General features: G+C 53.2%; 9 protein-coding genes. 3 read left to right on the forward strand and 6 right to left on the reverse strand.

Annotated elements, in window-relative coordinates:
- Positions 1-117: 117 nt before the first annotated feature.
- Together fdhF and OXU50_06855 are read right to left on the reverse strand one after the other, a co-directional pair.
- Positions 118-2,880 carry a formate dehydrogenase subunit alpha gene (gene fdhF / locus OXU50_06850; protein MDD9869591.1) on the reverse strand — a complete coding sequence of 921 codons (2,763 nt, stop codon included), beginning with the start codon at positions 2,878-2,880 and terminating at the stop codon, positions 118-120.
- A complete protein-coding gene (locus OXU50_06855) occupies positions 2,877-4,580 on the reverse strand; it encodes an NAD(P)H-dependent oxidoreductase subunit E (GenBank protein MDD9869592.1) in 1,704 nt (567 codons plus the stop codon). Before OXU50_06855 ends, fdhF begins: the two co-directional genes overlap by 4 nt.
- A gap of 186 nt (positions 4,581-4,766) precedes the next feature.
- Between OXU50_06855 and OXU50_06860 the strand changes: the two genes are divergently transcribed.
- Positions 4,767-7,193 (forward strand): hypothetical protein, encoded by a 2,427-nt coding sequence (locus tag OXU50_06860; GenBank protein MDD9869593.1) that lies wholly within the window; start codon positions 4,767-4,769, stop codon positions 7,191-7,193.
- A gap of 31 nt (positions 7,194-7,224) precedes the next feature.
- A complete protein-coding gene (locus tag OXU50_06865) occupies positions 7,225-10,326 on the forward strand; it encodes an N-6 DNA methylase (GenBank protein ID MDD9869594.1) in 3,102 nt (1,033 codons plus the stop codon).
- Positions 10,327-10,333: 7 nt separating this feature from the next.
- Here OXU50_06865 and OXU50_06870 read toward each other — a convergent pair whose 3' ends face one another.
- Entirely contained in the window at positions 10,334-10,738 is a 405-nt protein-coding gene (locus OXU50_06870) for a hypothetical protein (GenBank protein MDD9869595.1), read from the reverse strand.
- Between the two features lie 131 nt (positions 10,739-10,869).
- On the opposite strand from OXU50_06870, the gene OXU50_06875 reads away from it, so the two are divergent.
- Entirely contained in the window at positions 10,870-11,256 is a 387-nt protein-coding gene (locus OXU50_06875; GenBank protein MDD9869596.1) for a 4a-hydroxytetrahydrobiopterin dehydratase, read from the forward strand.
- Positions 11,257-11,315: 59 nt separating this feature from the next.
- Here OXU50_06875 and OXU50_06880 read toward each other — a convergent pair whose 3' ends face one another.
- The 3 genes from OXU50_06880 to OXU50_06890 form a co-directional block, all read right to left on the reverse strand.
- Complete coding sequence (locus OXU50_06880; protein MDD9869597.1) at positions 11,316-11,681, reverse strand: type II toxin-antitoxin system VapC family toxin; 366 nt, start codon at positions 11,679-11,681, stop codon at positions 11,316-11,318.
- A 3-nt stretch (positions 11,682-11,684) separates the two neighbouring features.
- A complete protein-coding gene (locus OXU50_06885) occupies positions 11,685-11,873 on the reverse strand; it encodes a type II toxin-antitoxin system VapB family antitoxin (protein ID MDD9869598.1) in 189 nt (62 codons plus the stop codon).
- 235 nt (positions 11,874-12,108) lie between these two features.
- Positions 12,109-12,345 carry a hypothetical protein gene (locus OXU50_06890; protein ID MDD9869599.1) on the reverse strand — a complete coding sequence of 79 codons (237 nt, stop codon included), beginning with the start codon at positions 12,343-12,345 and terminating at the stop codon, positions 12,109-12,111.
- Between the last annotated feature and the right edge of the window lie 3 nt (positions 12,346-12,348).

Raw genomic sequence — 12,348 nt, forward strand, 5'->3', positions numbered from 1 at the left:
CCGAGGCCGAGCGCGCGGCGCGCGAAGTCATTTCGCTGCCGATTTTTCCGGGGCTTGCCGCGCGCGATGTTGAGCGTGTTTGCGACGCCGTGCGCGCGGTTGTGCGCTGACGCCCTCTCAAGCCGCCTTCTCAACCCTCAGCGCGCAGAACTTGAATTCCGGTATCTTGCCGAACGGGTCGAGTGCCTCGTTCGTCAGCAGGTTGGCGGCGGCTTCGCGGAAGCAGAACGGCATGAACACCTGGCCCGGCACCAGGCCGTCGTCGGCGCGCACGCGGCACTCAACCGTGCCGCGCCGCGAGGTCAGGCGCACGCGGTCGCCTTCGGCGGCGCCGATGGCGCCGAGGTCGTTCGGGTGCAGCGACGCGACCGCGACCGGCTCAATCTCGTTCAGCACGCTGGCGCGCCGCGTCATCGCGCCGGTGTGCCAGTGTTCAAGTTGGCGTCCGGTGATGAACACATAGGGGTATTGCCCGTCGGGCAGTTCGTCGGCGCGGCTGAAGGCGGCGGGCACGAAGCGGCCCAGGCCGTCGGCGGTCGGGAAGCGGTCGCGGAAGATGACCGGCTGCCCCGGGTCGTCCTCGCGCTCGCACGGGTAGGTGACCGAATGCTCGCGCTCCAGCCGTTGCCAGGTGATGCCGCGGATGCTGTCCATCGCGCCGGTCATCTCGGCGAAGACATCGGCGGCGCCGTCGTAGCGCCAATCAAGGCCGAGGCGTTTGGCCATCTGCTGGATAATCCACAAATCCTGGCGCGCGTCGCCCGGCGGCGCGACGGCCTCGCGCCCCAGTTGCACGCGGCGGTCGGTGTTGGTGAAGGTGCCGGTCTTTTCCGGGAACGCCGACGCCGGCAGGATGACATCGGCGAACAGCGCGGTCTCGGTCATGAAGATGTCCTGCACGACAAGGTGCTCCAGCGCCGCCAGCGCCGCGCGCGCGTGGCTCAGGTTGGGGTCGGACATCGCCGGGTTCTCGCCCATGATGTACATGCCGCGCAGTTTGCCGTCGGTGACGGCGTTCATGATCTCGACCACCGTCAGGCCCGGTTCGGGGTCCAGTTCAACACCCCACAGTTGCTCGAAACGCCGCCGCGCCGCGTCGTTGTCCACGCGCTGGTAGTCGGGAAACACCATCGGAATCAGGCCGACATCGGAGGCGCCCTGCACATTGTTCTGCCCGCGCAGCGGGTGCAGGCCGGTGCCGGGGCGGCCAATCTGGCCGGTCATCAGCGCCATCGCAATCAGGCAGCGGGCGTTGTCGGTGCCGTGGATGTGCTGCGAGATGCCCATGCCCCAGAAGATGATCGAGTTGCGCGCCGCCGCGTACACGCGCGCGACCTCGTGCAGCGTCTGCGCCGGAATGCCGCACACCGCCGCCATGTTCTCCGGCGGGTATTGGTCAAGCGAGCGGCGCAGTTCGTCAAACCCTTCGGTGCGCCTTGCAATGAAGGCGTCGTCGGTCAGGCCCTGCTGCACGATGGAATGCATGATGGCGTTCAGCATCGCGACATCGGTGTCGGGCTTGAATTGCAGGAAGTGGTCGGCGTGGCGCGCCAGTTCGGTGCGGCGCGGGTCCATCACTATCAGCGTCTTGCCGGCGCGCGCGGCGTTCTTGATGAAGGTCGCCGCGACCGGGTGGTTCTCGGTCGGGTTGGCGCCGATGACGATGATGACATCGGCCTCGGCGACATCCGCGACCTGGTTGGAGACCGCGCCGGAGCCGATGCCTTCCAGCAGCGCCGCGACCGACGACGCATGGCACAGCCGCGTGCAGTGGTCCACATTGTTGGTGTGGAAGGCGGTTCGCACCAGTTTCTGGAACAGGTAGGCTTCCTCGTTGGAGCCTTTGGCCGAGCCGAAGCCGGCGAGGGCGCCGGGGCCGTGCTGTTGCAGGATGCGTTGCAGGCCGGCGGCGGCGGTGTCGAGCGCCTCGTCCCAGTCGGCCTCGCGGAACATCGCGGCGATGTCTTGTGCGTCGAGGTCTTCAATGCCGGCGGTTTTGGCGGCGCCGTCGGCGCGTATCAGCGGGCGCGTCAGGCGTTCGTCGCTGTGGATGTAATCAAAGCCGTAGCGGCCCTTGACGCACAGGCGCCCCTTGTTGGAGGGGCCGTCGCGGCCTTCTACATGAAGGATTTTGCCGTCGGCGACATGGAAGTTCAGCAGGCAGCCGACGCCGCAATACGGGCACACCGACTTGACCGTCTTGTCGGCCTTTTGCAGCGCGACATCGCCCGCCGGCATCAGCGCGCCGGTGGGGCAGGCCTGCACGCATTCGCCGCAGCCGACGCAACTGCTGTCGCCCATCGGGTCGTCCAGGTCGAACACAATCAGCGACGACGCGCCGCGGTGCGCGTAGCCGATGACATCGTTGTTCTGCTCCTCGCGGCAGGCGCGCACGCAGCGCGTGCACTGGATGCAGGCATCAAGGTTGACGGCGATGCCGGGGTGCGAGGCGTCCGCCTGCGGGTTGGCGCGCGCCTCGAAGCGCGGCGGGCCGAGGTTCAGGTGTTTCGCCCAGTGGTCGAGTTCGCTGTTCAGCGTGCGGCGGCTTTGCGACAGGTCGGATTGCAGCAGTTCCAGCACCATGCGCTGCGAGTGCAGCACGCGGTCGCCGCCGGACGCGACTGTCATGCCGTCGGCGGGTTTTCTGACGCACGCCGGCTGCAATGCGCGCTCGCCCTCAATTTCCACCATGCACGCGCGGCAGTTGCCGTCGGCGCGCAGCCCCTCCTTGTAGCACAGGTGCGGGATGGCGACGCCGTGGCGCGCGGCGGCCTGCAGGATGGTCTCGCCGCTTGCGGCGGTGATGCGCTCGCCGTTCAGCGTGAAGGTGACGGCGGTGTGCTGGCCGGCCATGTCAGTTTGCTTTTCGTTCGAGTTCATCTGTCGAGTTCATGCGGGAAGTATTGAATCACACATTGCAGCGGATTGGACGCGGCCTGGCCGAGGCCGCAGATGGAGGCGTCGTTCATCACCTGCGACAACTCGCCCAGCAGCGCCGTGTCCCAGGCCGGTTTTTCCATCAGTTGCGCGGCTTTCGCGGTGCCGACGCGGCACGGCGTGCACTTGCCGCACGATTCGTGCGAGAAAAAGCGCATCGCGTTGAGGGCGGCGGCGCGCGCGCTGTCTTTGTCCGACAGCACGATGACCGCCGCCGAGCCGATGAAGCAGCCGTGTTCGTTCAGCGTGTCGAAGTCGAGCGGGACATCGGCCAGCGACGCCGGCAGGATGCCGCCCGAGGCGCCGCCGGGAAAGTAGCCGTAGAGTTCGTGGCCGGGCGTCATGCCTTCGCAGTATTCGTCAATCAGTTCGCGCGCGGTGATGCCGGCGGGGGCGAGGTGGACGCCGGGTTTGTTGACGCGGCCACTGACCGAGAACGAACGCAGGCCGCTGCGCCCGTTGCGCCCGTGCGATGCGAACCAATCGGCGCCCTGTTCAATGATGTCGCGCACCCAGTAGAGGGTTTCCATGTTGTGCTCGAGCGTCGGGCGCCCGAACAGGCCGTTTTGCGCGACGAAGGGCGGGCGCAGGCGCGGCATGCCGCGTTTGCCTTCAATGGATTCAATCATCGCCGACTCCTCGCCGCAGATGTAGGCGCCGGCGCCGCGGCGCAGTTCGATCGGCGGCGGCGTCCACGGCGCGGGGCAGGGCGGGCTGTCGCGCAGCCGCGCAAGTTCGGTTTCAAGCATTGCGCGGATGCCGGCGTATTCGTCGCGCAGGTAGATGTAGATGGCCTCAACGCCGACGACCTGCGCGGCAATCAGCATGCCTTCAAGAAAGCGGTGCGGGTCGTGTTCAAGATAATGGCGGTCCTTGAAAGTGCCGGGTTCGCCTTCGTCAATGTTGACCGCGAGATAGCGCGGCGCGGGTTCGGCGGCGACGATGCGCCACTTGCGCCCGGCGGGAAAGCCGGCGCCGCCGAGGCCGCGCAGGTTGGATTGTTCAAGCGCGGCGATGACGGATTCGCCGTCGCGCTCGCCGCTTGCGACGGCGTTGAGCAGCGTGTAGCCGTGGTTGTCTTTGTATTGGGTGTAGTCGGCGTGGTGCGGGGTTGCGGCCTGGGTTGCGTTGGTTTCGATGGCTTGCAGCACGGTGTTTGCGGTGGCGGCGGCGACGGGGTTTGTGCCGACGACGGCGACCGGGGCGGCGTCGCAGCGCCCGACGCACGGCACGCGCTGGATTCTGACGCCGTCGCCGGTTTTTTGTTGCAGGTCGGCAATCAGGCGTTCGCCGCCGAACATCTCGCAGGTGATGGAGTCGCAGACGCGCACCGTCAGCGGCGGCGGCGGTGTCTCGCCTTCCTTGACGACATCAAAGTGGTGGTAGAAGGTCGCCACTTCGTAGATTTCCGCCGGCGCCAGTTTCATCTCACGCGCCAGCGCGACGATGTGCGCGGCGCTGATGTGGTTGTAGCGGTCTTGTATCAGGTGCAGGAATTCAATCAGCAGGTCGCGCCGCCGCGGACGCTCGCCGAGCAGGGCGCGGATGTCGGACAGGGCGTCGGTGCTGACGCTCCTGCCGCGCGGTTGCCCGCGCTTTTTGCGGCGGGTGGGTTGTTTGGGGGTGGGGGTGGTTGGGGGCATGGGGGTAGTATAATCAATTGCCTATTCCCGCGACCTGCCGATGGTTCGGCGGCATTTGTGTTGGCTTGGCGCCATTCCCGCGAAAGCGGGAATCCAGTCGGGCAATAAGTGGCCTGCGGGTTTATTTTTGAATTATAAGCGAAGCGCCAGCAAGTCAAGAATCTACTATTCGATGGAGAGAAGACCATGATTCCTAAAAATCAACTGAACACTGCAGAAAAAAAATTATTAGAGGCTTTCCAGGAAGGCAAGTCAGGGAACACAAAAGAAGCTAGGAAACTAGAAGAGGCTGAGGGAATGCCTGTGGTCGATTTGGGAAATCAGGTGATACGTAGCAACTTTTTACGCGGTTTATTTTGTGAGGATTGTTATGGCAAGATAAATTATCGCGGGACTATCATTTACAAGGCTAAAGTTAGTTCTGCATTCAACATGGCTTTTTATGAAGTCAAGATTCCTGTTCGGTTTAATTCATGTCATTTTGATGAAAAAATCCAACTTGAAGGTTTTGAGTGCCCAGAATTAAGTTTTGTGAACTGCAATTTTCAACACGGCCTCGACGCTAATCAATCGGAAATAGGAAAAGATGTGTATTTGGTATTATGCAAATCTATCGGGGAAGTTGGCTTGTCTGGAGCAAGAATCGGAGGGCAACTGAGCTGTGCAGGTGCAAGATTTATGAATGGAGAGGGGTGCACTCTTCTGGCTCATAATATGAAAGTAGATGGTAATGTGCTATTGAATAGAGGATTTGTATCCGAGGGGGAAATCAGCTTGCTTGGAGCAAGAATCGGAGGGCAACTCAGCTGTGCAGGTGCAAAATTTATAAACGAAAAAGGGTGTACTCTTTTTGCCCATAACATGAAAGCAGACGGTTGCGTGTTATTGAGTGAAGGGTTTGAATCTAAAGGAGAAGTGCGATTAGATGGTGCAGAAATTGGAATGTGGATTAGTTGCAGCGGCGGGAATTTTATGAATAAAGAAGAATGTGCCCTTTTTGCCCAAGGCATACAAGTTCGCGGTAATGTGTTTCTGAATCAAAATTTCAAAGCTGAGGGCAGTGTGCATCTAAGCGGTGCAGAAATTAAAGGGCAACTTGTTTGTAAAGGTGGAAGTTTCATTAATGAAGAAAGAGAAGTTCTCCTTGCCCAAGGTATAAAGGTAGGCGATAGTGTGATTTTCAGTGAAGGATATCGCACCGAAGGCGAAGTGCGTCTGGATAACGCAGAAATCGGAGGTGCGCTTGTTTGCACAGGTGGGGCTTTCATTGACAAAGGAGGAAATGCTTTTATTATCCAAAACGCAAAAATAAATGGCAGTGTACACATGAATGAGAGATTCCAATCTGAAGGAAAAGTAAGTTTAGATAATGTGGAAATTGGAGGACAACTAAATTGCAGAAATGGAAGTTTCATTAATGAGAAAGGATACGCTCTTTCTGCCCAGAGCATGAAGGCAGCCTCTGTAGTATTCTTGAATGGTGGATTCGAGGCTAGAGGTATGGTGCATTTGGCTGGTGCAGAAATTAAAGGGGGGCTGGATTGTACAGATGGAAGTTTCATTAATGAGAAAGGATATGCTCTTTCTGCCCATAGCATGAAAGTAGCCTCTACAGTATTCTTGAGTAATGGATTTGTAGCCATAGGCATAGTGAATTTGAGTGGTGCAGAAATTCAAGGGGGGCTGGATTGTACAGGTGGAAATTTCATAGATGAAGAGAACGCTCTCGTTGCCGAAAATATAAAAGTAGCCGATGTAGTCATAGGGGAAAATTTTGAAGCTACAGGCGAGGTAAATTTATATCGTGCCAAAATTGATGGCAGCCTTCTTCTGAAAAAATGCCACTTGGCAGGATTAAGATTGACAGATGCACAAGTAGGCACATTTGCTGATGATAAGGTCAACTATACTGATTTTGATAGCAGTCATTATAATATAGATGGCTTTTCTTATCAGAAATTGGAAGGAATGTGGGAAAAGAGAAAGCAGGTGCAGTCCCGTCTTGTCTGGCTTAATTCAATGAACAAAGGTGGTGAATTTCGTCCACAGCTTTATGAGCAATTGATGAAAGTATATCTGGAAATGGGGCATACGCATTGGGCGCGGAAAGTTGGTTTTTCTGTAGAGAAGGAACGCCATAAAAGTATAAGTCAAGAAGAGAGTTTTTCATGGTGGAGATTTTGGTATTGGATTTTGAAAGTTGCCATTGGCTATGGTTATAAGCCTTTCAGGTCTTTTTATTGGTTTGCAGGCCTCATCATGACCGGATGTCTATTCTTTGGCAACACGCTTTTATGTGCAGAATATAATCCAGCTGAAGATTGGGTAGGATGTGGGGTTTGGCGCATGCTTCCATCAGACACTAAAGTTCTTCTGTCTGATGAATGGAGGGAAAATCAAACAGTTATTAAGGATTACCCTCAATTCAATCCCTTCCTTTATGCAGTGGAGACAGCGCTTCCTGTACTGCCGTTAGGCCAGACAGATAAATGGCACCCTAAGTCCCTGTGGCTTAAATTTGCACAGTCATTGATTACTTTTTTCGGAACCTTATTACTGGCTATTTTGGTTTTCTATGGTGCTGGTATCCTTGGCCCGCGCTGGAAAGAATAAGAATATTCGCAATTTATGCTATATTTCTCCAATGTCTTCATTAGTCTCATCTTATCTTCAGGATATTGCCAAGACCTACAGTGGCGGCCAGTTCACTGAGCATAGTTTTCGTGGTGATTTGCAGAAGTTTCTGAAAAAGCTTTTGCCCGATGCTCATATTACCAATGAGCCCCGGCAAATCACCAACTGCGGTGCTCCGGATTATGTTTTGGCGCGTGGGAAAATTCCTTTCGGCTATATTGAAGCCAAGAGTATAAACAAATCCCTGGATAATTCGGCTTATGAAGAGCAGTTAAGTCGTTATTTCAAGTTTACGAACAACCTGATTTTCACCAACTATCTTGATTTCCGCCTGTTTCGGGATGGAAAGCAAGTTTCTGAAGTCTCTATTGCGGATTTCAAGCACAATAAAATCAAGGGGAAGCCTGACAACTTTGATGATTTCATCAATCTCATCAAAATCTTTGCGGATTATGAAGGACAAACCATTACGAAGGCTGCCGTTCTTGCGGAACATATGGCGAACAGGGCAAAAGCGCTCGCTGGGGTTGTCGTCAAGGCTTTAGCCAGTGACACAGAGGATAAAAATAAGGCTAACAAAAGGGACAGCGAATTACAGAACCAGTTCAAAACATTCAGACGAGTTCTGATGCCGGACATGCTTCCAACTGAATTTGCCGATATGTATGCCCAAACCATTGCTTATGGCATGTTTGCTGCCCGCTTGCATGACCAGACTCTGGAAGACTTTTCCCGCCGTGAGGCAGCCTATTTGATTCCGGGAAGTAATCCGTTCCTCAGGAAATTTTTCCAACATATTGCAGGCGATGATTTGGATAAGCGTATTCAGTGGATTGTGAATAATCTTGCCGACATTTTCAGGGCGACAGATGTTGCGGAATTGATGAAGAATTTCGGCAAACCAACTCATCGCACTGACCCGTTTATTCATTTCTATGAAACTTTCCTTGAGAAGTACGATAAAAAGTTACGCAAAAGTCGCGGAGTGTATTACACACCAGAGCCGGTGGTAAGTTTTATCGTGCAGGCTGTGGATGAGGTTTTGAAGACCGAGTTCAAGCTGTCTGCCGGGTTGGCGGATACCGCTAAAATTAATGTTGAAATAGAGGATTCGCAGCGGGAATTACATAAAGTCCAGATTTTGGATCCTGCGACTGGCACCGGCACCTTCCTTGCCGAAGTGGTGAAAAAGATTCATGAAAGATTTGTCACGCAAAAAGGCATCTGGCCGGATTATGTGGAAAATGATTTGATACCGCGCTTGAATGGCTTCGAAATATTGATGGCATCTTATGCCATGGCACACCTGAAACTGGAAATGATTCTGAAAGATACCGGCTGCGGACCTGGGGACAGCCGCTTGCGGATTTTCCTCACCAACTCGCTGGAAGAGCATGATTCCGGGATTGGGAGCCAGTTGGCTATGTGGCTTTCTGATGAGTCGAAGGAAGCAGATGAGATTAAGCGTGATGTGCCGGTGATGGTAGTGCTGGGAAATCCCCCTTACGCTGTCAGCAGCAGCAACACCGGAGATTGGATTCGAGAACTGATTGAAAGTTACAAAATAGGTCTCAAAGAGAAAAAACTGAATCTGGATGACGACTACATAAAATTTACCTGTTACGGGGAATATCTGATTGAAAAGACTGGTGAGGGCATTCTTGCCTATATCTCCAACAACAGTTTTATTGATGGGATAACCCATCGCCAAATGCGCCGTCATCTACTGAAGACTTTTGACAAGATTTATATCCTGGACTTGCATGGCAACGCCAAGAAAAAAGAGACTTCCCCTGATGGTTCACCCGATAAAAATGTGTTTGACATTATGCAAGGTGTTTCCATCAATATCTTTGTCAAGACAGGCAAGAAGGAAAGTGGCGCTTTGGGGGAAGTTTTCCACTTTGATTTGTTTGGTGAACGCAAAAGCAAGTACAAATTTTTGTGGGAGCATGGCCTCGGAGAAGTCAAATTTCAGAAGCTGGAGCCTGTGCCTCCTGGTTTCTTTTTTGTGCCAAAAGATTTCTCTGCACAAGAGGAATATGAGAAAGGATTCATTGTGAACAAATTGTTCAACGTATTCAACTCAGGGATAAAAACTGACCGAGACAGTCTTTTTATTGATTTTGATGCCAAGAAGCTTTCTGCTCGCATAGAAAAACTGTTTTCGGGAGATTTTGATGAAACTTTCAAAGAAGAGTTCCAGGTCAAAGACTCAGGAAGCTATAAACTTACCAGAAAAATACAAAATAGAAACTATGATGCTAATCACATTAACTCAATCCAATACAGACCATTTGATTGTCGCTGGATTTACTATACTCCGACAATGATTAGCCGCCCAGCAGAAAAGGCAATGAAGCATATACTCGCAGGCGAGAACCTGGGGTTGATGACCTCCCGGTCGTACCCCACTAACTCTGTATTCGATCGTGTTTTTATAACTCGCCATATCGCGGATGTTCACGCCGCCAGCGATCAAACTTACTTTTTCCCGCTCTACACGTACCCCGACAAAAAGCAAATTCGGCTCGACGGTGAAAGCACCCGTAAGCCAAACCTGAGTGCCGATATTGTAAAAAACATCGCCGGCCAACTTGATTTGCAATTCATGCCGGAAGAAACCAATCGTCGCAACACCTTTGCGCCGGTAGATATGCTGGACTATATTTATGCAGTGCTTCACAGCCCTGCCTACCGTGAAAAATATCGGGAGTTTCTCAAGATAGATTTCCCTCGCATACCATTTCCTGAGAATAAAACCCAATTCCGCAAATTGATAAAGCTCGGTGCCGAGTTGCGCGCCTTACACTTGATGGAAAGTTCCAAACTGGAAACTTTGGCGACGTCCTACCCAGAAACAGGTGACAACATTATCAGCAATATCAAGTATGAGAAAGGAAAGATATGGATTAACGAAAAACAATATTTTGAAAAAATCCCTCAAGCTGCATGGGATTTCTACATCGGTGGCTACCAGCCTGCCCAAAAATATCTAAAAGAACGAAAAGGCCGCGCCCTGATTTGGGATGAAATCAACCATTACCAGAAAATTATCGTAGCGCTGACAGAGACCAGAAAAATCATGTCAAGAATTGACAAGGTTTTGTGATACTGACTCACAATAAAGGAGGACTCGCGTAGAAGTATTTAATGGCAGCGATTATTCCCCAGCATCCGAAAAAGATTGCTGCTCTCGTGATATGTACGGTATATGATGATCGTGCTATTTTCTCTGCTCCCCGCATTAACAAGTTTCTATCCATATTTGGCTTGTCGTAGATGAATCCGGATATTGCATTCATCTTGTCCTCTTGATGGTGGTTTGATATGTCTAGTTTGGATTTTTCCATCAAATTTCTGGATGGCACTTCTCTTTCCAACATCCATCTGACTGCTTCGCGGAACAAATCTTTTGCATACACATAAATTACCCATGTCATTGCGGCATGTGCCATGCCAAATATTATAATGAAAGGAGTGGGGGCGTTCTGAATTATGTTTATGTACGCAAAATTGGCCATGCTTCATTCTCGCCTGAGAGATGTTATCACATTTTCTTCCACTGATGCTGACACTTGCACCAGCAAAAGAATACAGTATTCTATTCCAATCGGCGGCCATCGCCAAAAACACAAAACCAAAGGAGGCACCCATGAGTTGGAGAGAAATAAAAGCCGAAGAAACCTATTCGGAAGAGCAAATCAAGCAGAGGCTTGAGGAGGAACTGCCGCGCTGGTATTACGAGGACGGCTGGATACGGCGCAAATACCGCACGCAGGGCTGGAAAGGGACGCTGATGGTCATCAACACGGTGGGGCATCTGGCGGAAGCCGCCTTCCACCATCCGGACCTGACCGCTTCGTATGCGTTTGTCGTCGTCAAGTTGATGAACCACGCCGCGAAGGGCGTGACGAACAAGGATTTCGAGTTGGCGAAAAAAATCGAGGAAGTGATTCAGTGGCAGCCTGGCAAAGAGGGCGGGGCACTGGAAGGCACGCCTTCAGACCAGCGGTTTGCCTATATCAAGTATGACGAGTGAGGGTGGGCGACAACAAGCATCCCGCGCGATATGTGCTGCCTGCTCCAGCCGTTTGTCTCTCATTTGACAGCCAGATCCATGGCGGCTGCCGCAGCCTTCAGCCGTTTGTCCCGTGTCCATAGCAGCGCCTCTGGCTCCAAGGCAGTTGCGGCCAGCAAATGGACATCAACATAAGAGATGCCAAGCCCCATTAACTTGTTCTTGTCGATAAAATACAGCGCTTCGGATTCCTCAACAGCTCGAAGAGCGGGTAATTGCCTCAGCGTCAGCAGAATCTCGTCCCGGTCGGGGAAAAAACTGCCACATGCAATTTCACCGATGACAAAGGGGTGAGCAAGCACTTGGCAACTGTCAAGCAAGTGCGTCAATGTTTTGTCAGCGGTACGCAGGTGATCAATCCATACCGAAGTGTCAACAAGAATCACTGGTCAGAAACGACGCCGGGGAATGGGCTTGATATCAGGCGCACAGCCTCCCAATCTTGCAAGTCGCCGCGCACTTTCCCGTTCGACGAGCGCTTGCAACGCTTCCCGAATCAGTTTCGGTTTTTCGGTGATATTGGTAATGGCTTGGGCTTGGGCCAGCAATTCATCATCTATATTCAATGTTGTTCTCATTGATTTGATACTCCATTTGTAGTCAGTCAGCCAGTTGCAGGATTGCAACTGACATCATAATTATACACTAACTGATGCTGATAATGATGCCCCCCAGGCTGCTTGCAAGTTTATTGACAAGTGGGGATGGGGCGTCCTCTGCCGCTACCATGCGCCCAATCGCCTGTCTGTTCAGCCCGCCTGAGCGGGCAGGGCGGATTTCAGGTATGACCTCCAGCATGAAATGTCAGGCGGTCTATCTCCGACGACTGGCCAGACATTGCTCGATTTCATGCAACCGTACTTCCAGTCCCTCATACATCTCCGGGTCCGGGTCAATTTCCACGACCTCGCCATCGCGCATGATGACAACCTTGGTGCCGGCCAGGTGTGCAATCAGATGTGCGCGTCTGGCAGCCCGTTTCAGGGCGGCCATTACGCCATCATCCGTTTCGTCCGGTTTCGGAGCCTTCTTATCAGCAGGTTTTTTCATTTT

This window comes from Gammaproteobacteria bacterium (assembly GCA_028817225.1).
Classification (GTDB): domain Bacteria; phylum Pseudomonadota; class Gammaproteobacteria; order Poriferisulfidales; family Oxydemutatoraceae; genus Oxydemutator.